Annotated in this window: 23 protein-coding genes; 11 read left to right on the top strand and 12 right to left on the bottom strand. The window is 37.5% G+C overall.

What is annotated here, in order from left to right; translation table 11 throughout:
• Window positions 1-3: 3 nt before the first annotated feature.
• The 8 genes from hpf to AC27H3_RS03775 are packed head-to-tail and all read right to left on the bottom strand — an operon-like array spanning window position 4 to window position 6,209.
• A complete protein-coding gene (hpf, locus tag AC27H3_RS03810; protein WP_085301029.1) occupies window positions 4-291 on the bottom strand; it encodes a ribosome hibernation-promoting factor, HPF/YfiA family in 288 nt (95 codons plus the stop codon).
• Window positions 292-325: 34 nt separating this feature from the next.
• Window positions 326-1,831, bottom strand: coding sequence for an RNA polymerase factor sigma-54 (locus AC27H3_RS03805; protein ID WP_487103828.1), 1,506 nt, complete (start codon window positions 1,829-1,831; stop codon window positions 326-328).
• A 60-nt stretch (window positions 1,832-1,891) separates the two neighbouring features.
• Entirely contained in the window at window positions 1,892-2,623 is a 732-nt protein-coding gene (gene lptB / locus AC27H3_RS03800) for an LPS export ABC transporter ATP-binding protein (RefSeq protein ID WP_408607650.1), read from the bottom strand.
• Entirely contained in the window at window positions 2,624-3,103 is a 480-nt protein-coding gene (lptA, locus tag AC27H3_RS03795) for a lipopolysaccharide transport periplasmic protein LptA (protein ID WP_487103826.1), read from the bottom strand. It abuts the gene before it with no gap.
• Between the two features lie 31 nt (window positions 3,104-3,134).
• A complete protein-coding gene (gene lptC, locus AC27H3_RS03790) occupies window positions 3,135-3,701 on the bottom strand; it encodes an LPS export ABC transporter periplasmic protein LptC (protein ID WP_487103824.1) in 567 nt (188 codons plus the stop codon).
• Window positions 3,698-4,246 carry a 3-deoxy-manno-octulosonate-8-phosphatase KdsC gene (gene kdsC, locus AC27H3_RS03785; RefSeq protein ID WP_487103982.1) on the bottom strand — a complete coding sequence of 183 codons (549 nt, stop codon included), beginning with the start codon at window positions 4,244-4,246 and terminating at the stop codon, window positions 3,698-3,700. Before kdsC ends, lptC begins: the two co-directional genes overlap by 4 nt.
• Window positions 4,246-5,211 (bottom strand): KpsF/GutQ family sugar-phosphate isomerase, encoded by a 966-nt coding sequence (locus AC27H3_RS03780; RefSeq protein ID WP_487103822.1) that lies wholly within the window; start codon window positions 5,209-5,211, stop codon window positions 4,246-4,248. Before AC27H3_RS03780 ends, kdsC begins: the two co-directional genes overlap by 1 nt.
• Window positions 5,212-5,228: 17 nt before the next feature.
• Entirely contained in the window at window positions 5,229-6,209 is a 981-nt protein-coding gene (locus AC27H3_RS03775) for a calcium/sodium antiporter (RefSeq protein ID WP_487103820.1), read from the bottom strand.
• Between the two features lie 591 nt (window positions 6,210-6,800).
• Between AC27H3_RS03775 and mlaF the strand changes: the two genes are divergently transcribed.
• The 7 genes from mlaF (at window position 6,801) to murA (ending at window position 11,477) form a co-directional block, all read left to right on the top strand.
• Window positions 6,801-7,610: a phospholipid ABC transporter ATP-binding protein MlaF gene (mlaF, locus tag AC27H3_RS03770; RefSeq protein ID WP_487103818.1), complete on the top strand. Its 810-nt coding sequence runs from the start codon at window positions 6,801-6,803 to the stop codon at window positions 7,608-7,610.
• The gene (gene mlaE, locus AC27H3_RS03765) at window positions 7,607-8,383 is read left to right on the top strand and encodes a lipid asymmetry maintenance ABC transporter permease subunit MlaE (protein WP_085301037.1); all 777 of its coding nucleotides are present in this window, start codon (window positions 7,607-7,609) and stop codon (window positions 8,381-8,383) included. Before mlaF ends, mlaE begins: the two co-directional genes overlap by 4 nt.
• Window positions 8,384-8,434: 51 nt before the next feature.
• Entirely contained in the window at window positions 8,435-8,905 is a 471-nt protein-coding gene (gene mlaD, locus AC27H3_RS03760) for an outer membrane lipid asymmetry maintenance protein MlaD (protein ID WP_085301038.1), read from the top strand.
• Window positions 8,905-9,546, top strand: coding sequence for an MlaC/ttg2D family ABC transporter substrate-binding protein (locus AC27H3_RS03755; protein ID WP_487103816.1), 642 nt, complete (start codon window positions 8,905-8,907; stop codon window positions 9,544-9,546). The genes mlaD and AC27H3_RS03755 overlap by 1 nt, the downstream gene beginning before the upstream one ends.
• Before the next feature lie 62 nt (window positions 9,547-9,608).
• Complete coding sequence (locus AC27H3_RS03750; protein WP_487103814.1) at window positions 9,609-9,905, top strand: STAS domain-containing protein; 297 nt, start codon at window positions 9,609-9,611, stop codon at window positions 9,903-9,905.
• A gap of 24 nt (window positions 9,906-9,929) precedes the next feature.
• Window positions 9,930-10,187, top strand: coding sequence for a BolA family protein (locus tag AC27H3_RS03745; protein WP_085301040.1), 258 nt, complete (start codon window positions 9,930-9,932; stop codon window positions 10,185-10,187).
• Between the two features lie 27 nt (window positions 10,188-10,214).
• A complete protein-coding gene (gene murA / locus AC27H3_RS03740) occupies window positions 10,215-11,477 on the top strand; it encodes a UDP-N-acetylglucosamine 1-carboxyvinyltransferase (protein ID WP_487103812.1) in 1,263 nt (420 codons plus the stop codon).
• A 114-nt stretch (window positions 11,478-11,591) separates the two neighbouring features.
• Here the strand turns inward: murA and AC27H3_RS03735 are convergent, their stop codons facing one another.
• From AC27H3_RS03735 to AC27H3_RS03720, 4 genes are all read right to left on the bottom strand, one after another.
• On the bottom strand, window positions 11,592-12,599 hold the full coding sequence (locus AC27H3_RS03735; protein WP_487103810.1) for a trypsin-like peptidase domain-containing protein: 1,008 nt from the start codon (window positions 12,597-12,599) through the stop codon (window positions 11,592-11,594).
• 379 nt (window positions 12,600-12,978) lie between these two features.
• Window positions 12,979-13,659, bottom strand: a complete 681-nt coding sequence (locus AC27H3_RS03730; RefSeq protein WP_487103808.1) for a glucosaminidase domain-containing protein — start codon at window positions 13,657-13,659, stop codon at window positions 12,979-12,981.
• A gap of 317 nt (window positions 13,660-13,976) precedes the next feature.
• Window positions 13,977-15,338, bottom strand: coding sequence for a Do family serine endopeptidase (locus AC27H3_RS03725; protein ID WP_487103806.1), 1,362 nt, complete (start codon window positions 15,336-15,338; stop codon window positions 13,977-13,979).
• 115 nt (window positions 15,339-15,453) lie between these two features.
• The gene (locus AC27H3_RS03720) at window positions 15,454-15,906 is read right to left on the bottom strand and encodes a Z-ring associated ZapG family protein (protein ID WP_085301045.1); all 453 of its coding nucleotides are present in this window, start codon (window positions 15,904-15,906) and stop codon (window positions 15,454-15,456) included.
• Window positions 15,907-16,084: 178 nt separating this feature from the next.
• On the opposite strand from AC27H3_RS03720, the gene zapE reads away from it, so the two are divergent.
• The 4 genes from zapE (at window position 16,085) to rpsI (ending at window position 19,321) form a co-directional block, all read left to right on the top strand.
• Window positions 16,085-17,200, top strand: a complete 1,116-nt coding sequence (zapE, locus tag AC27H3_RS03715) for a cell division protein ZapE (RefSeq protein ID WP_487103804.1) — start codon at window positions 16,085-16,087, stop codon at window positions 17,198-17,200.
• Window positions 17,201-17,294: 94 nt separating this feature from the next.
• Window positions 17,295-18,266 carry a hypothetical protein gene (locus AC27H3_RS03710; protein WP_487103802.1) on the top strand — a complete coding sequence of 324 codons (972 nt, stop codon included), beginning with the start codon at window positions 17,295-17,297 and terminating at the stop codon, window positions 18,264-18,266.
• Window positions 18,267-18,496: 230 nt separating this feature from the next.
• Window positions 18,497-18,925, top strand: a complete 429-nt coding sequence (gene rplM / locus AC27H3_RS03705; RefSeq protein ID WP_085301048.1) for a 50S ribosomal protein L13 — start codon at window positions 18,497-18,499, stop codon at window positions 18,923-18,925.
• Window positions 18,926-18,928: 3 nt separating this feature from the next.
• Window positions 18,929-19,321, top strand: coding sequence for a 30S ribosomal protein S9 (rpsI, locus tag AC27H3_RS03700; protein WP_085301049.1), 393 nt, complete (start codon window positions 18,929-18,931; stop codon window positions 19,319-19,321).
• The last annotated feature ends 459 nt before the right edge of the window (window positions 19,322-19,780 follow it).

The raw sequence follows: 19,780 nt of genomic DNA, 5'->3' as shown, positions 1-19,780 counted from the left end.
GCGCTAATGTTTGTTGATTTTGCCTTTGTATTTCAATATTTGGCGATCTAATTTATCAATTAATGCATCAATTGAAACATACATATCATTATGCTCCGCTTTCGCATGTACTTCTGAGCCACTTAAATGCACCGTTGACTCAGCAATTTGATTTAACTTTTCTACGGTTAAAACCACATGAACATTATTTATATGTTCAAAATGGCGCTCCAGTTTCTCGAACTTTTCATTTACATAATCACGTAATGAGTCGGTAACATCGACATGGTGTCCACTAAGATTAATTTGCATATGCTTAATTCCTCTTTTGGGTGAATGCAACCGCCTACAGTAAGCTTTTACGTTGATTTGATGGCGGTATGGAAAGTGACTCTCGATACTTGGCAATGGTACGCCTTGCTACCTTTATACCTTGCTCTGCTAATACATCAGCAATTTTACTATCACTTAATGGTTTTGCAGGTATTTCTGCGGCGACAAGTTTTTTAATCAGTTCACGAATAGCAGTTGATGAACATTCACCACCATTTTCGGTACTTACATGGCTTGAGAAGAAGTATTTTAGCTCGAAAATTCCCCGGGGTGTATGCATATACTTCTGTGTAGTAACACGAGAAATAGTTGATTCATGCATATCTACGGCTTCGGCAATATCATTTAGAACCATAGGGCGCATAGCTTCAGGGCCATGTTCAAAGAAGCCTTGCTGGCGCTGTACAATACAATTAGACACTTTTAATAGGGTGTCGTTTCTGCTCTCTAGGCTTTTGATAAACCATTTAGCTTCTTGTAAATTTGAACGAATAAATTGGCTATCTGCAGATGATTTCATCGTGCGAGACATAGCTGCATATTGCTGGTTTACCGATAACTTTGGCGCGGTATCTGGATTGAGTTCAACGGTCCAGCGGCCATTTTTCTTTTCAACAGATACGTCAGGAATAACATATTGTTCTTCACTTTTGATTACGCTATCACCCGGACGAGGGTCTAAAGATTGGATTAAACGGATAACTTCGCGTAATTGATCTTCCTTTATGCGTAATTTACGCATAAGCTGGCGATAATCACGATTACCAAGTAAGTCGATAAACTCGGTAACGGCTAGTTTGCTTTCAGCGAGCCACGGCGTATCTTTTGAAAACTGGTTAAGTTGAATAAGCAAACATTCAGGAATTGAGCGAGCAGCTACTCCAACCGGGTCAAAAACATTGATTCGTTTCAGTACAGCTTCAATCTCGTCGAGCTCTACATCATCAATGCCAACACTTTCTAGTATTTCTTCTGCGCTAACGGTTAAGTATCCTGCTTCGTCTACGGCCTCAATAATAGCAACAGCAATGGCTCTATCGGTATCGCTAAAAGGAGTGAGCTCCATCTGCCAAATTAGGTGGTCTTGTAAGGAATCTTTAGTTTCACCCTGATAGGTGTAGTCTTCTGAAGCAACGCCCACACCGCCACTACTCGCACTTGCGCTGAAATTGTCATCCCAGGTTGTATCACCGTTTAATTCTTCAGGAATGTCAGTTTTTGCTAAGCCTTCTGAAGAGCTTATCTCATCAATTGTTGGTGCAGAGTCTTCGCTGCCATCTGATGATATTTCAGCACTCTCATTAACACCTGCAGAGTAACCTTCTTCGAGGTGATCAGGAGTACTTTCTGAATTATTATCTGGCGATTCGTCAACTTCAAGGAGTGGATTACTTTCAAGAGCTTCTTGAATTTCTTGTTGTAAATCCAAAGTTGATAATTGCAACAGCTTTATAGCCTGCTGCAATTGCGGGGTCATCGTTAATTGTTGTCCGATACGGAGTTGCAGAGTAGGACGCATTTACGTTTTCATTTCCCTGTTCAAGTACATGATAGTATTACCGCGTGATTATGTTACTCACTATAACGTGAATTGTTCACCTAGGTATACATCTCTTACGTGTTGATTTGCAAGTATTTCATTAGAGTTTCCCTCTGCGATAAGCTCACCATGACTAACAATATAAGCATGCTCACAAACATCAAGAGTTTCTCTAACGTTATGATCGGTAATTAAGATACCGATGCCGCGTTCTTTTAAGTGTAGGATAATTTTTTTTATATCACCTACCGAAATAGGGTCAACACCCGCAAAAGGTTCATCAAGCAGGATAAACTTTGGATCTGCAGCTAATGCTCGTGCTATTTCAACGCGTCTGCGTTCACCGCCAGATAAACTCATACCTAAGTTGTCTTTGATATGACTGATGTTAAATTCTTCGAGTAAATGTTCAAGCTTTTCTTCTCGCTCTACATCATTTAATGCTTTACGCGTTTGTAAAATGGCCATAATGTTGTCATAAACCGTAAGTTTACGAAAAATTGAAGCTTCTTGAGGTAAATAGCCAATACCTTTTCGAGCACGCTCATGCATTGGCAACAAAGTCAGATCTTCATCATTTAATACTATGGAACCACTGTCGTTATTGACTAATCCAACAATCATATAAAATGAAGTAGTTTTACCTGCGCCATTAGGTCCTAATAAACCAACAATTTGCCCAGCAGAAACTTTCATACTGACATTTTTAACGACTTTTCTGCCTTTATAAGCTTTAGCAAGTCCGGTGGCTGATAAGGTTGAAATAGACATTTACTCTTGCTTTTCCTTAGATTTTTTTGGCAATTCAGTTTTATTTTTAGGTTGTAGCACAGTTTCAACTTTGGCATTTTCTAAACTTTCGGCATTCACATACTCAGTTTCAAAGTTATAAGTAATTTTACTGCCGCTAACTTCACTGCCTTCTTGACGCAGCAAAGCATTACCAGAAATTACAACGGTATTTTTGTGTGGCTCATATCTAATTTCATTTGCTTGTAAGTTGATTGGGCTACCGTCTTGCAATGTCTGTTCAAAAGTTGCTGGAGAGCCTTTAGCAATATAAATTTTATTATCGCTTTCGTTTTGAGTGATTACCTGAACGAGCTCGGCATTAATGGTAAGCGAACCCTGGGAAATAATAACGTTATCAATATAACTGAATATTTTATTTTTTAGATCCGCAGCTTGTCGCGACGAAGAAATTTTAATTTCTTGGTCTACGTTGAATTTTTCTGCACTTACTAGCGGCATTAATATTACGCATGCAGTTATGCCAATAAGGCTATTTTTTAATTTTTTTATAAATGGTTTGTACATGTTCGGTCAATGTCATCTGTGTTGTGTTTAAGTCTACAATTAATCCTGAGCCATACATAGTAAATCCTTTACCTAATATTAAGATAGTCTGCTCTGAGCTGATAATATTCGTTTTAAGATCCATTTCTAAATTTTTTCCGTGTACTTCCTGTATTAAACTTTCTTCATCAGTCGCGATTAAACGTACGCGATTTTTTAATTTTACACGATTGTTGTTATACAGTGTGCCTTCATTAGCGCTTATCTGCCATGTTGGTTTGTTATTTTTTGGGTATAAGGTATAACGAGGGTATTCAAAATGGGTTACTTCTAGCTGCGCATAGTGCTCCATGCGTTGGGCTTCAACATTATAAGATAATGCGCCAGTCGACTTGTAAACGTCGCTGTTGAGGTTTTCAGCAATAAATTCTGGGTTATTAGCAACTTCTAGAGTGCTACTGGTTTCTTTCTTAGCTCCGAACCATTCAAGTAGGGCGTAGGTTGTTAACGCTAGGAGAAAAAGTGAAATTGTCGCAATGGTTATGCGATTCATATACTTGCACCTGTTGCATTGGCTAATGTACCTTGACTTTGCATGATAAGATCACAAGTTTCACGCACTGCACCAAAACCACCTCGGGTATAAGTGATGTAATCACACAGGTTTACTATAGCTGGGTGGGCATCATTAACCGCTATGCTAAAGCCAACATAATTAAGGCAGTCAAAATCAGGCATGTCGTCGCCAATGTAAGCCACTTGTTCGGGCATTAACTTTAATGAGGCGATCATTTTTTTCAATGCTGGTAGTTTGTTTTCTTCACCTTGCACTATGTGTTTAACGTTTAAGGCGCTCATACGAGTTTGTACAATGTTGGATTGTCTGCCTGTGATCACTGCAACATCAACACCACTGGCTCCTAGGGCTTTTATGCCGTAACCATCTTTGGTATGAAAAGCTTTTAGCTCTTCGCCATTGTTACCTAAATAAATGCGGCCATCAGAAAAAACACCGTCAATATCACAAACAAAGAGTTTTATTTTTTCTGCTTTTTGCCACGTACTTGATGCAACTTTACCGTATAAGCTATTCAAAATTACAACACTCCAGATTTTAATAAGTCATGCATATTCATTGCGCCAATAGGGTGATTATTTTCATCGACGATAATTAAACCATTGATTTTTTTATCTTCCATTATTTTTAATGCTTCAGCAGCAAGCATATCTTGTTTGGCAACCAATGGCTGCTTAGTCATTACACTGGTAATACTATCTTGATGAATGTTAATTTCAGCGTCTAGAATACGGCGCAAGTCGCCATCAGTAAATAAACCCACTAACTTATTCTGAGCATTAACCACTGCTGTCATTCCTAAACCCTTCAATGACATTTCAACTAAAGCATCTTTTATTTTAGCACTTTCTACTACTGTTGGCAGACGTTCATCTTTGTGCATTATGTCAGCTAAGCGTAATAATAACCTTTTACCCAGACTACCACCGGGATGGGATAAGGCAAAATCGTCAGCGGTAAAGCCGCGTGCATTAAGTAAGGCCACTGCTAAAGCATCGCCCATTACTAGGGTAGCAGTAGTACTTGATGTTGGTGCTAATCCCAACGGGCAAGCTTCTTGAGATACTTTTACGCAAACATGTGTATCGGCGAGTTTAGCCAGCGTAGAGTCAGGTTTACCTGTCATGGCAATTATTTTCGCACCTATACGTTTAAGCACAGGAATAATTGCTAAAACTTCACCTGTTTCACCAGAGTTAGAAATGGTTAATACAACATCGTCTATGGTTACCATGCCAAGGTCGCCATGGCTTGCTTCTCCTGGGTGAACAAAAAATGACGGTGTACCTGTACTCGCTAAAGTAGCCGCAATTTTACCGCCAATATGCCCAGATTTTCCCATGCCAATAACGATTACTCGACCTCGACAGCTAAACATTAGTTCACAAGCTTTTGCAAAATCGTCGTCGATATACTGTGTAAGCTCAGCAATAGCTTGTTGCTCAATGTTAATTACATTGAGTGCTAATTGTTTAAAGTTTTTCATTACATAAAACCAATTTCTTAGGCGTTAATTTGGCTAAAAAGAAGCACTTGATAACCAATGAATACAGCTAATAATAATAACCCTTTCGCGCGCGTGATGCGAAACTTTCCGCCACGGCTAAAACAAAGAATAAACAATAAGAATGTTGTTGCTAGCATAAATGGGGCGTCGCGACTTGCTGCCGCGTTATCAATATCACCCGGAGCAATTAAACCAGCCAGCGATAATACCGCTAATATATTAAATATATTTGAACCAATAATATTACCCAGTGCTAAGTCGTCTTCTTTTTTGATGATACTCATAATACTGGCAGCTAACTCAGGCAAACTTGTACCAATAGCAATTACGGTTAAGCCAATAACCAAATCACTAATACCAAATGCTTTAGCAATAAAAATAGAAGAATCTACAAGAAAGCTTGCACTTAAAGGCAGTAAAATCATACCAACAATAAGCCATATCACTGAGTGTTTAGTGCTCACACCATCAGGAACTTCTTGCTCGGCTTCGAGCACCATTTTATCGTCAATTGGATTTTCTTTTGCACGTTTTAACGTCACAAATAGCAAGGTTGCAATATAAACAACAAAACCAACGATCAAAATAAGACCTTCATTAAAGCTAAAATTACTATTAGCTAACATGTAGGTTGCGATGGCTGTAATAACAAGGATTAGTGGAATTTCGCGTTTAATTGTAGATGAAGACACTGTTAAAGGATTAAATAGTGCGGTTAAACCTAAGACTAAGGCAATATTGGTAATATTAGAGCCAATTGCGTTACCAATAGCGGTATCAGGGTTTCCTTGCAATGAAGCGGTAGCTGCAATCATCATTTCAGGCGCAGAAGAGCCCATAGCAACGATGGTTAAACCAATAATCATTGGAGAAATACCAAGGTTACGCGCTAATGCTGAAGCACCAAATACAAATTTGTCTGCACTCCACACTAAAATAATTAGTGAAAGTAATAAGATCAAAATTTGAATTAACATTCAAAACTCCTGTTGGGATAAATAAAATAGTTGGTAATTTCGCTGCTATGGTTAAGCTTTATATTTATGAGCTGGCATTGCCTAACTAGCTAATATACCTATAAACAGTTAAAAATTTCCGAATTATATATGGGTACTTTTGTATAAGCGCGAACAATTCATATTGTTCTTGAGTACTCACCTACATTTAACTTACTTACATAATAATTTATTTGTTATTAAAAATGGGATTATAAACCAATGATGTTGATTGATAACAGCCAATTAATAATCATTTAATGACATTATATTGTGCAGCGGGCAGTATAAACTTTTTCTGATATTATTGGCACACAGATTCAACATAATATTTGTGAAATATTTAGCTAGAACTTAAATTTACCTCGCTGTTAGCATTACACTCATGTTTTGTTTTTATAGTGCCGTGTATTTATAGCATTTACACAGGCCACGTTACATATGATTACATTTGCATACTTTTACTTACTCTTTTCCTATTAAATATTTATTAATTTGTAATGACTGACGTGTTGCGCTGCGTTAGAATTCTAAAATATAAGCAATAATTAACCTGGTGTTATCTCTAACAATATGTCTGAAACTTTAGTTAATATTAAAAACATGACTTTTAAGCGTAACGAACGTGTTATTTATGATGGCATCAGTTTGTCTATTCCTAAAGGTAAAGTGACAGCAATAATGGGGCCTAGCGGTATTGGGAAAACAACCTTGTTGCGACTTATTGGCGGACAAATAAAACCAGAATCCGGACAAATTTTATTTGACGGTCACGATATCCCTAAACTCTCTCGCAATGCTTTATACGAAGTACGTAAACGCATGAGTATGCTTTTTCAAAGTGGCGCCTTATTTTCAGATATGAGCGTGTATGACAATATCGCCTTTCCTATTCGAGAGCATACTGAATTAGCTGAAGATGTGATTGAGAAAATGGTGCTAATGAAATTAGAGGCTGTTGGCTTACGTGGCGCAAGAGATTTACGCCCGAGTGAACTCTCTGGTGGTATGGCTCGTCGTGCAGCACTTGCACGTTCGATTGCCCTGGATCCTGAGCTGATTCTTTATGATGAGCCTTTTGCCGGGCAAGATCCTATTTCGATGGGCGTCATAGTGCGTTTGATTCGTGAATTAGGCCAAGCTTTAGGGCTAACGTCGGTTGTGGTTTCACATGACGTACCTGAAGTAATGAGTATTGCCGATTATATTTATATTATTGCGGAACAAAAAATTATTGGTCAAGGTACGCCAGAAGAAATTTACGCTCAAACCTCACCATTAGTTCAGCAGTTTGTTAAAGGTGAAGCTGATGGTCCTGTACCATTTCATTATCCTGCTGCTTCCTACCGAGAAGAATTAATTGGCCAAGGAGTTGAAAAGTGAACCAACTACAACTTTTTGGTCGTACGATAATCGAGCAAATATCAGGTTTAGGTCGAGCGTTGTTAATGCTAGCATCTGCATTGATGCACGTGCCTAATCCGCGCAAAGGTTTTCCGTTATTAATGAAACAACTATATTCAGTAGGTGTTTTATCTTTAGTTATTGTTGTCGTGTCAGGCTTATTTATTGGGATGGTTTTGGCATTACAGGGCTATACTATTTTAGTGGGATATGGCGCTGAAGCTAGTTTAGGGCCAATGGTTGCTTTGTCATTATTACGTGAGCTTGGCCCTGTTGTGGCTGCCTTATTATTTGCTGGCCGGGCAGGATCTGCATTAACGGCTGAAATTGGTTTAATGAAAGCAACCGAGCAACTTTCTAGTCTTGAAATGATGGCGGTTGATCCTCTTCGTCGAGTTATTGCTCCTAGATTTTGGGCTGGTTTTATAAGTTTACCTTTATTAGCGGCTATATTCTCAGCTATTGGTATTCTAGGTGCACACCTTGTAGGGGTTGACTGGTTAGGTGTTGATAGCGGCACATTTTGGTCGGTAATGCAGTCGCAAGTATCATTTGAAAAAGACATTTTAAATGGCATTATTAAAAGTTTGGTATTTGCTTTTGTTGTGACTTGGATCGCTGTTTATAAAGGGTATTCTTGTGAGCCAACTTCAGAAGGTATCAGCAGAGCAACAACTTCAACTGTGGTACAATCATCACTATTAGTTTTAGGCTTAGATTTTGTATTAACCGCGTTAATGTTTGCAAATTAGAATAAGCAACGTGGTTATTTAGTTAAATAATATTTGAATTTGGTGGAAGACATGGCGTCGAAAAAAATAGAGTTATTGGTCGGATTATTTGCAGCTATTGGAATTGCTGCATTATTAATGCTAGCGTTAAAAGTAGCCGATAGCGGTATATCAGGCAGCGGTAGCACTTATCAACTGTATGCTAAATTTGATAATATTGGTGGCTTAAAAGTACGTTCACCAATAAAAGTGGGTGGTGTTGTTGTTGGTCGAGTCAGTAATATTTCGCTCGATAGAGACGATTACACACCGGTTGTTACCTTAGATATATTTTCTGAATATAATAATTTTTCAGAAGCAACTTCAGTGTCTATCTTAACCGCAGGTTTACTCGGTGAGCAATATGTTGGCTTATTGCCTGGTTTTATCGACGTATCTGTAGAGACTCTACAGCCCGGTGATTATATTGAAGATACTAAGCCGGCGCTAATACTAGAAGAGCTAATCGGGCAATTTTTATTTGGTCAGGGCAGTGGTGATTAATGATGAACAATTTGATCAAAACTTTTATTTTAGGTATTACCTTATTATCCAGTGCAGCAGGCATAAGTGCAGAGCAAGTTAATAAGAAAGACCCTTACGAAATGATCCAAAAAGTTGCTGATATAACTTTTACGCGCTTTGCGAATGAACAAGCAGCAATAAAAGTAGAACCTAATTTATTAAAAAATATTGTTCGTGAAGAACTAATGCCTTATATAAATTATCAGTATGCAGCGTATAAAGTTATTGGCAGCAACTTTAAAAAAACAAATAAAGAAGAACGAGCTAAGTTTGTTCCTGCATTTCGTGAATATCTTATTACCTCGTATGCACAGGTTTTTACCTTATACAATAACCAAAAGGTTGAGTTTTCCCCTGCAGAAGATTTTTCTGAAGAACGTGTAGTTTCTGTAAAAACCAGTGTTATAGAGCCAGGCCGTGAACCTATCGACATTTCTTTTCGGGTTCGTAAGCATAAAAAAACAGGCGAATGGAAAGCTTACGATATGGTGGCTGAAGGTATAAGTTTGCTTGACAGCAAACAGGCAGAACTCAGTAGTTTGATTCGTCAAAAAGGCTTACCGCATGTAACCGAAATGCTTAAAGAAAAAAGTAAGAGAAACATTGAGTTCAAACAATAATTTGAATGAGTTATTTTGTAGTATAAATAAAATAACGTATTAAAGGCTGTTAATAGATTAAAATGATAAATGTTCAACAAACGGATCAAAAAGCAATTTTTAGTGGTGCCTTAACGCGTGCTACAATAACCCGTACATTTGATAAACAATTCCGTCCATTGGTCAATGGTAAATCTATGACTATTGATTTGGCGAAAGTAAATCAAATTGATACTGCTGGCTTAGCATGGATCTTATTATTAATAGAATTAGCAGCAACTAAAGCTTGTGAAATTACTTTGATTAATTTGCCTGATGACTTGATAAAGTTAGCCAAATTAAGCGCAGTTGATACGTTATTACCGACAGAAAAAAATTAATCTAGACGCTATTTGGAGCAAAAAGTGGAAGTAAAAGATATAGAAAAACTCATTACCGATGCGGTTGAGTTAGACGAAATTCATGTAGCATTTGATGGTTCACAGTGCAAAATTATTGCCGTTGCTGATTTTTTAGGTGACTTGAGTCGTGTAAAAAAACAGCAAACAATTTATGCACCTTTAACACAAGTTATTAATGATGGTCTAATACACGCGGTTTCTATTAAAACGTTCACAACGTCGGTTTGGCAACGTGAAAAAATGTTTAACTTACCTCTTTAATACACCTAAACAAAAAAGAATATTCTCTTGGACGCATTTAAAATTATTGGTGGGCAACCACTACACGGTGAAGTAACTATTTCTGGCGCAAAAAATGCGGCATTGCCTATTCTAATGTCGGCATTATTATCCGAAACGCCAGTTACATTTTCCAATGTACCAAAACTTAATGATATAGAAACAACCGTTAAACTTTTGTCTCAATTTGGCGCAAAATGCCATTGGGTAAGTGAAAGTAGTTTGATGATAGACGCCAGTAATATTGACCACTGTCGCGCGTCTTACGAGCTAGTAAAAACAATGCGGGCTTCTATTTTAGTGCTAGGGCCTTTGCTTGCTCGCTTTGGTCATGCCGAAGTGTCTCTACCTGGTGGCTGTGCGATTGGGGCTCGACCTGTAAACCTTCATATTCATGGTTTAAAGTTAATGGGCGCAGATATAGACGTTGAAAATGGTTATATCGTTGCTCGCAATGCCGGTCGACTTAAAGGTGCAACCATTTTTATGGATACCGTTAGTGTTACTGGCACAGAAAATTTAATGATGGCAGCAGCGTTAGCAGATGGCGTTACTATTATCGAAAATGCAGCGCGTGAACCTGAAATTGTTGACTTAGCTAATTGCTTAAATAGTATGGGAGCCATCGTTTTAGGTGCCGGTACCGATACTTTAACCATTACAGGTGTAGAGAAATTACAAGGTGAAAGCTATTCAGTGATGCCTGATCGCATAGAAACAGGTACGTTTTTAGTTGCGGCAGCTGTAACACAAGGCAAAGTAAGGTGTTTAAATACTGATCCTAAAGCTTTAGATGCTGTACTGAGTAAGTTGCAAGAAGCGGGTGCGTCGATTACCACAGGTGATGACTGGATCGAACTTGAAATGACCTCTAGACCAAAAGCGGTTAACATTCGCACTGCGCCTCACCCAGCATTTCCAACTGATATGCAGGCACAGTTTGTTGCATTGAATGTTATTGCTGAAGGTACTGCAACTACAACAGAAACTATTTTCGAAAATCGTTTTATGCATGTGCCTGAGCTACAGCGAATGGGTGCTAAAATTAGTCTTGAAGGCAATACGGCTATTAGCACGGGGGTTGAGCAATTAAATGGAGCTCAGGTTATGGCAACAGATCTTCGAGCCTCTGCAAGCTTAGTGATTGCCGGTTTAATTGCCACGACAGAAACCCAAGTCGATCGCATTTATCATATTGATCGCGGCTATCAAAAAATTGAAGATAAACTGCAAGCATTAGGTGCAAATATTACACGAATTAAAGCCAGTTAGTTTGTAGGAACTTTAAAAATATACATTAAAAAATCCCAGCTCATTGCTGGGATTTTTGTTTATAGATTCTTTATTGCGAGTAATTAGAAAGGTATTGGCTTTGGCAATGAGATATTATTGTTTTGGCACTTCTGCAATGGTGACGGGTAACGTCAACAATTGATTATTACGAGATACCATAAAAGTTAAAATACTGCCAGGAGCTGCTTCAGCTACGACATCTAAGCCCTGTTTTGCATTTTGTAAGCGAACATCATCAATTTGATAGACCACGTCTCCAGACTGTAACCCAGCTAATTGAGCGGGGCTTCGAGGCGTGATTGCACCAATAATAAAACCTTTAAGGTTGGTGACTGAGTCGTTTGCATCTACTCCAAGCCAACCACGAACCACACGGCCATGCTCTATAATTTTCAACATAATTGTACGAGCTAATTGATAAGGAACAGCAAAAAATATTCCTTGGATATTGAGGTTAGGATTAGCTTGGGTAAATTTTCTTGAATTAATACCCACTAACTCACCATTAGAGTTAATAAGCGCACCACCTGAGTTACCTTCGTTAATTGCAGCATCCATTTGAAGGAATTGTAAATAACTTGAGCTGAGCCCGCTTTGTCCGGTCGCACTAACAATACCTTGAGTAACCGTTTGACCAAGATTTAAAGGGTTACCTATTGCTAGGACAACGTCACCCACTTGTGATGTGAGCGTACTAATTTGGGGTATTACCGGTAAGTTGTTGTCTTGTACTTTTAAAACTGCGAGATCAGTTAACGTATCATAACCAATAAGTTCAGCATGAAGCTCTTGACCACGCTGTAATACAACTACAATTAGGTCAGCACTTTGAACAACATGGTAATTAGTTAAAATGTACCCTTGCTCATGCATAATAACGCCACTACCTAAGCGAGTAACTTTACGCGGTTGTCGGCCATAAGTAGGGTTAACTTGAATATCTTCAGTGTATATATTCACAACAGCAGGGCCTGCTAAACGAACAGCTTTGGCATAAGATAAAGGTTGTTGGCTAGTTTCTGTGGAAGAAAATACTTTCCAAGGCACAATGTTTTGTTCTCGTAGTTCAGGCACTAATAACAGTAAAACTACAGCAAACATGACACCATAACTGGCTGAGCGAAAGATAAACTTAAGGGCATTGATTATTTTCAACGGAATTATTTTTATTGGTCTATTTTTTGTAGATTAACATAAACCCTTTGTCGTTATAAAGTTTTCTGTAAAGAATGTAGAAACATACATTTAAATCTATCTTAAGATCATAATGCGTGAGTGAAAGTTTGAATAAAAGAGGCTTGCTAGCTTAATATTATATCTATTTAGACATAGTTATAGACTGAAAAATTAAGCGGTTGAGAACTATAAAATAACAACTAAGGGTTTTGAAAGCTAGTTATTGAACTTTAGCGTAGTTTAAGCATTATCATATCGTTAAGCTACGCTGTTGAAAATAAACTTATTAATGACCAGGTAACAACTAATTAAGCTGATGAAACTTATTAAACTTAATAATAGCGGTTAGTTCATGGCCATACTCAGCACCTTTTTCAGAGTAGCGATCTAACTTTTTAACCAATGCGAAAGGATCATCGGTTTTCATTTTTAGCACCCTGAATTCTTTATAGGCATCATTTCTAGCAATTGTTCGATAGTAATCACTAATAGACTCTTTCACTGAGGAATATTCTTTGACCCAAATGGTTTTATCCCCTCGTTTTTTTAAAGCGGCTATTCGAGGCTCGTCTTCATCAAAAGACCAAACACCAAATATGTTGTATGCCTCTCTAAAAAAACGTGATGTAGCCCAAGAGCTTTCCATTGCTGCTTGAGCAATAGCAATGCTTTTGGGATGCGGTTTAAGTTTTCTTAATAATTCGGTATCGCTTTTTGCTTTATATTCTACTTTTAATTTGGCTATTCTATCAGTGTTGTTACCTGATTTAAGCGATGTTGCCACATCGTTGTACTGCAGCATAAGATCATCATAAACCTCGTCAACAGCAGGTATTATAAGTGCTTTAAAGCGTGCCTTTTTTTCTTGTACTGTCATTTGAGGTAAAGAGGTATCTTTTGCGGTATAAAAATAGATGGCTACACTAACAAGTGATATAGAAGTAAGTACAATTAAAATTTTTATTTGGTACGCGGTAAATTTCATATAAAACCTTTCATTAAATTGTAGATTACAAGATTACTTATAATAACACATAAGTGCTATCTCCCTAATAATTGCTGATAACTAATGCAAGCTAAGCTCTATCGTTGAAATAATGGTCATTGATTAAAAGGTTAATCAAGCTACGGATATTAATGTAAATGGCGATTATGCCGTATAGACCTAAAACAGGAGGAAGGTGTATTTTGAGTAGACGTTATGGTGTTGTTGGTTAAGATTTTAAAATAAAAAGCCTGTCGATAGACAGGCTTTTACTTGAAATTAATGACTATAGATACTGATTAATTAAGTTTAGCCGATTAACGTATCATCAAAAATAACGATGAGTTATTACGTTGAACATTTAAAGCAAAAACGCCTTTGTGGTCATTTAAATAGCTACGTAACTCACCAATATTATTGATACGTTGGCGGTTAATCCCGTTAATAATATCACCTTTGCGCAAGCCTACAGCAGCTGCAGGGCTATTATCTGCAATCTCTGCAACCACAATACCATTACCCTGATCATTGTTCTCTAGTTCTGCGCCATCTAACATACGATGTAAGCTTACCGCTTCAATTTTAGCCATTTCAGACTTTTTCAAGGTTACATTATAGGTTTTCTCTTTACCGTCTTTTCTAATCACGGTAATTTTTATTGTTTTTCCTGCCCCTATTGAACCAATTTTTCCTCTAAGTTCGTTAAAGGTTTTAATCATTTTACCGTTGATTTTAGTAATAACATCACCAGCACGAATACCAGCATCGTCAGCAGCTGAATCTTTTGTTACTTGTTCAACAAACGCACCTTGATTGACTTCAAGCTCCATTGCTTTTGCAATTTCACTGTTAACACTTCGACCTGCAACACCTAAAACACCACGTCGAACTTCACCAAACTCAATTATTTGATTAACTAAGTTTTGTACCATGTTACTTGGAATTGCAAAGCCAATACCTACATTGCCACCATTAGGTCCTAAAATTGCGGTATTAATACCGATAAGCTCGCCACGTAAATTTATTAAGGCCCCACCAGAGTTTCCGCTGTTAATTGCGGCATCGGTTTGAATGAAGTCTTCGTAATTTTCTATATTTAGACCACTGCGGCCTAATGCACTAACAATACCTGAAGTTACCGTTTGACCTAGGCCAAATGGGCTACCGATAGCAACCGCGAAATCACCTACTCGTATACGATCAGAGTCAGCTACTTTAACGGCAATTAAGTCATCGGCATCTATTTGAAGTAAAGCAATGTCACTCGCTTCATCGCCACCTATTTTCTTAGCTTCAAGTTGACGGCCATCTTTTAGAGTTATTTGAATCTCGTCAGCATCGTTTATTACATGACTATTAGTAACTATATAACCTTTATCAGCATCAAGAATAACTCCCGAACCTAAACCACGAAATTGCCGTTCTTTTTGTTGACCTTGGTTTTGTCGCGGGTTGCCGAAGAAAAATTTGAAGGCATCGGGGACCCGCTGTTCTACTTCATGAGTACCACGAACAGATATCAGCACAACGCCAGGTGTTACCTGTTCCAACATAGGAGCAAGGCTTGGCATTGTTTGACCATTTAAAGATTGGGGCATTGCAGCTTGAACGGGTAAGCTTGCCATGGCGATAGTAGAGGAAAGTAAAACAGTATTAATTAAAACTGATAAATTTTTCATATAACAGAAAACTCCTAATTAAATAATTTATAAGTAACAGGATTAAGGCTTACAGCGTTAGCACTAATCCTGTTACTTTCACCCAATAGAAGACAGAGAATAAAAAAAATGGTTCCTAGCTATTTGTAACACTTTGTTTCTTGTCATCAAATAAGCCGCTTGGCGCACCAGAATAATCTAGCGGGGCTTCAGAGGCTGTTTCGTCATTTTTACGCGAATTTTTGTCATGGCGTAAATTAACGGTTTGCGCTAATTGCTCTTGTGTTTCTTTAGAGAAAAAAGGCATGTTTTCAATATTTTCAGGGGTAGCTTGTTGCAACAATTGCGTACTTTGTGCCATTTGAGCCATAGCGACTTGGCAAGTACTATTCATTTGCTCGAGTAAACTTGTTGAATTTTCAAGATGCTCTGCGACATCTAATTTATATTGTGCTAATTCTGATTCACTTTGACTGGCTTTTGCAGCAAGTTTTTGTGTTTCCTGTGCTGATGAAAAAAGCGTTCTGTTAACAAAAAAGCCGACAAGTGCACCAACGATAAATAGTCCAAGACCTAAAAGAACATTCATATTTTTATACCTTCATTGTATTCATGGAAAAAATTAGAGAAAATAACCTTCAATCCAATGTAATATAACGTGCTTCACGCTACTTTCCTAATGAATATATTTACTAACAAATATTTTTCAAGAGTAGTTTGTCCAAAGATTATAAAAATAAAGTTAGACCTTATTAGATGGCAGTTAAATGATTAAATTATCTCCTATTGCAAAATACACTCAAGATTTGACGCGCGATGACTTTCATTTTGACGCGGCTCAAGAAAATGCAGTTAAAAACTTGCAACGCCTTTATGACGATTTAATCAGTCAGCCTTTACCGGTTACGGGCTTTAAAAAAGTTTTGAATAGTTGGAAGCGTGTAGTTGCAAAGCCGGAAATTAAAATTGTAAAAGGTATTTATTTTTGGGGTGGAGTTGGTCGTGGAAAAACTTATCTCGTCGATACATTTTATGATTGCCTGCCTTTTAATAATAAAATGCGAGTGCACTTCCACCGCTTTATGCACCGAGTTCATGAAGAGTTAAAAACATTACATGGGCAGTCGGATCCATTAAAAGTTATTGCTAAACGTTTTGCTGATGAAACATGCATTATTTGTTTTGATGAGTTTTTTGTATCAGATATCACAGACGCGATGATCTTAGGGACTCTATTTGAAGAACTATTTGCACATAATGTTACGTTAGTTGCTACGTCAAATATTATTCCTGATGAATTGTATCGTAATGGTTTGCAGCGCGAACGTTTCCTGCCTGCAATAAAGTTGATCAATGAATGTTGTGATGTGATTAACGTTGATAGCGGCGTTGACTACCGACTTCGTACGCTAGAACAAGCTGAATTATTTCATTTCCCATTAGATAAAAAAGCGGATGAAAACTTAAACCATTACTTCCAGCAACTAGCTATAGAGGCTGGTCAAATGGGTAAAGTTATTACCATTAATAACCGGCCTTTGGCTACGGTGCAAGAGTCAGTTGGAGTTGTTCATTTTGAATTTTCGACTTTGTGTGAGTCAGCACGTAGTCAAGGTGATTATATGGAACTAAGTCGCTTATACCACACGGTATTATTAGCTAACGTAACGCAAATGGGTGTAGACAATGATGACAGTACACGCCGGTTTATTGCTTTAGTTGATGAGTTTTATGAGCGCCATGTTAAATTAATTATATCGGCAGAAGTTGCGTTAGAGGAGTTATATGTAGATGGTCGTTTAACTTTTGAGTTCAAACGCTGTTTAAGCCGTTTACAAGAAATGCAGTCATACAGCTATTTAGCAAGTGAGCACTTACCTTAATCGTTTTAATTTTCAAGAGTAATACTCATTAGCTTTCACTCGTTAATTCAGTAACATATAAAAATCAATCTAGAATGAAATGGAATTCAAAAAAATGATTAAGAATAAATTGATTCAACTTGGCACCGCATTAGTTGCTAGTGTTGCGATAAGTGTCTCGGCGCAGGTTAATGATAACCCGTTTAGACACACACTTGAGATCACACAAAAGTATTTGCCAAAAGCACTTAAATCTATGTGGCAGAGCGAACATTTAGTTTGGCGGGCACAGTTGTTTAACTCTGCCTGTAATGAACAAGCGTTAGGCGTGTCGAGTGTCATTAACGCTAGCTTTGGATTATTCAATCAATATATTATTGATCAAGCAATAATGAACAAAGAACTCGCAAACGGTGATGAACAGCTAATATTACAAGATAGTAATAAATTATATTATCTACTCTTTAGTCAAATTTATACTTCGGCCTATAAAAAGCGTTTACAAATAATTAAACAATATTACCCAGATATCAGTGAGGAACTATGTCTACACGCACTGACATTGGCTGAAAAACATCCTACTGATGATCAACCAATATTACCTTGGCAATCAACGGAAAAGGCAGAAAAAAATACTTGGCGAGCCGATTTATTTTCAATGCGTGTAGTTTACAAGCATTTTATTAAGGCTTTTTATGACCGACAAAAATCATTTGCTGAAATTATTGATGCTGAGTTATACGCCATAATTACAGAAGATAAAAAAGCAATATTAGCACTGTCTGACATTAGTTATAGTCACCAATACTCCGCTTTATTAATGAATAATATCAATAAAGCTTATCAAAAAAGAACGGGTAAAAACTTAACGGATAAAAATTATCGGCCAATATATGCTCAAACGGCAAGTATGGTCGCCACTCAAGCTTATAAACTTGGAACGTTTTCTGCCTTCATGCAAATTAAAGAGCTTTACCCTGAAATATTCCCCAAAATTGAGGCTCATATGGCCGATTATATTAAATTACAGCTAAGTGCCTTAGCGCAAGATAAAAACCGGTTAAACGCCGCATTCAATAATCATTAACTAAATATTCATATTTTTACAAATAAGAGCGAAAAGATTAAAAAATAGGCGTGATCTTTTCAACGTTGTTCTGTATAATCCTGCCTCCCTACGTTACAAAGCTTGTTCTTTTTCCAGAGGACTGGCAACGGACTCGATGCTCGAAGGGGCAATAGCGTAGTCTTTTAACGGATAACTTGAGGTTTTCTTAAGTTATTATTTAAGTAACATTTATATAATTGGGTTTTTTAATGAAAACTTTTGTAGCTAAACCAGAAAGCGTACAACGCGAATGGTTCTTAGTGGACGCCGAAGATAAAACTTTAGGTCGTATCGCTACTGAAATTGCAAGCCGTTTACGTGGTAAGCATAAAGCAGAATATACTCCTCATGTAGATACTGGCGATTACATCGTTGTTATCAATGCTGAGAAAGTAAAAGTAACAGGTAACAAAGCGAAAGGTAAAATTTACTACTCGCATACAGAATTTGTTGGTGGTCTTAAGCAAATTAGTTTTGAAAAGCTAATCGAAAAAGCTCCAGAGCGCGTTATTGAATTCGCAGTTAAGGGTATGTTACCTAAAGGTCCTTTAGGTCGTGAAATGTTCCGTAAGCTTAAAGTTTACGCGGGTACTGAACATAAACATACAGCACAACAACCACAACTTTTGGAGCTTTAAGCAATGGCTGATAATCAATATTACGGTACTGGTCGTCGCAAGAGCTCAACGGCTCGTGTGTTCATGAAAGCTGGTAACGGTGCAATCACAATTAACAAGCGTGACATTTCTGTATACTTTGGTCGTGAAACGGCTCGTATGGTTGTTCGTCAACCATTAGAGTTAGTTGAAATGTTAGAAAAGTTTGACTTTAACATCACTGTAACTGGTGGTGGTATTTCTGGTCAAGCTGGCGCAATTCGTCACGGCATCACTCGTGCATTAATGGAGTTCGATGAAACTTTACGTAGCGGTTTACGTAATGCTGGTTTCGTTACTCGTGATGCTCGTAAAGTTGAACGTAAGAAAGTTGGTTTACACAAGGCTCGTAAAAAGCCACAATTTTCAAAACGTTAATATTTACGTTATGTATTTCAAAAACCGGCTTTTGCCGGTTTTTTTATGTCTAAATTTTAATAAATAGCTAACTTTATACCATCTGTTTTTTAACTATTATGCTTTATGCCACTCATTAACGAGCGAACATACTTATTGCTCACTTCTGAATAATCTTCCATTTAAATTACCTTGTTGCGCCGCATTAAAAAATGTTGCTATAGCTAAATCCTGCGGTCTGAACTTAAATCCATCTTTTAGATTAATTAAATTAAAATTTAAAACTCAATCAGATTGAAATGATTGTTTACACCAAAGAATATGAATTTATTCATGCATCATAGCTTAAGAGACGGCTAGCTGTTTATGGGCTGAGGGGGGAAGATTGTATAGCGCTGAAGTTAGGTTTAGTTTTTACAACAAATTTTTGATTGTTAAATCTATTATAAGTCTCGATTAGCTTATAAAGTTAGTCCTACC

The sequence above is a fragment of the Colwellia sp. NW0002-52-1 genome (assembly GCF_057550865.1).
This window is presented reverse-complemented; position numbering and strand designations above follow the sequence as displayed.

Bases quoted from the DNA above. Each gene is read 5' to 3' on its own strand.
- hpf (WP_085301029.1), bottom strand. From the start codon at position 291: ATGCAAATTAATCTTAGTGGACACCATGTCGATGTTACCGACTCATTA.
- AC27H3_RS03805 (WP_487103828.1), bottom strand. From the start codon at position 1,831: ATGCGTCCTACTCTGCAACTCCGTATCGGACAACAATTAACGATGACC.
- lptB (WP_408607650.1), bottom strand. From the start codon at position 2,623: ATGTCTATTTCAACCTTATCAGCCACCGGACTTGCTAAAGCTTATAAA.
- lptA (WP_487103826.1), bottom strand. From the start codon at position 3,103: ATGCCGCTAGTAAGTGCAGAAAAATTCAACGTAGACCAAGAAATTAAA.
- lptC (WP_487103824.1), bottom strand. From the start codon at position 3,701: ATGAATCGCATAACCATTGCGACAATTTCACTTTTTCTCCTAGCGTTA.
- AC27H3_RS03780 (WP_487103822.1), bottom strand. From the start codon at position 5,211: ATGAAAAACTTTAAACAATTAGCACTCAATGTAATTAACATTGAGCAA.
- AC27H3_RS03775 (WP_487103820.1), bottom strand. From the start codon at position 6,209: ATGTTAATTCAAATTTTGATCTTATTACTTTCACTAATTATTTTAGTG.
- mlaF (WP_487103818.1), top strand. From the start codon at position 6,801: ATGTCTGAAACTTTAGTTAATATTAAAAACATGACTTTTAAGCGTAAC.
- mlaD (WP_085301038.1), top strand. From the start codon at position 8,435: ATGGCGTCGAAAAAAATAGAGTTATTGGTCGGATTATTTGCAGCTATT.
- AC27H3_RS03755 (WP_487103816.1), top strand. From the start codon at position 8,905: ATGATGAACAATTTGATCAAAACTTTTATTTTAGGTATTACCTTATTA.
- AC27H3_RS03750 (WP_487103814.1), top strand. From the start codon at position 9,609: ATGATAAATGTTCAACAAACGGATCAAAAAGCAATTTTTAGTGGTGCC.
- AC27H3_RS03735 (WP_487103810.1), bottom strand. From the start codon at position 12,599: ATGTTTGCTGTAGTTTTACTGTTATTAGTGCCTGAACTACGAGAACAA.
- AC27H3_RS03730 (WP_487103808.1), bottom strand. From the start codon at position 13,659: ATGAAATTTACCGCGTACCAAATAAAAATTTTAATTGTACTTACTTCT.
- AC27H3_RS03725 (WP_487103806.1), bottom strand. From the start codon at position 15,338: ATGAAAAATTTATCAGTTTTAATTAATACTGTTTTACTTTCCTCTACT.
- AC27H3_RS03720 (WP_085301045.1), bottom strand. From the start codon at position 15,906: ATGAATGTTCTTTTAGGTCTTGGACTATTTATCGTTGGTGCACTTGTC.
- zapE (WP_487103804.1), top strand. From the start codon at position 16,085: ATGATTAAATTATCTCCTATTGCAAAATACACTCAAGATTTGACGCGC.
- AC27H3_RS03710 (WP_487103802.1), top strand. From the start codon at position 17,295: ATGATTAAGAATAAATTGATTCAACTTGGCACCGCATTAGTTGCTAGT.
- rplM (WP_085301048.1), top strand. From the start codon at position 18,497: ATGAAAACTTTTGTAGCTAAACCAGAAAGCGTACAACGCGAATGGTTC.
- rpsI (WP_085301049.1), top strand. From the start codon at position 18,929: ATGGCTGATAATCAATATTACGGTACTGGTCGTCGCAAGAGCTCAACG.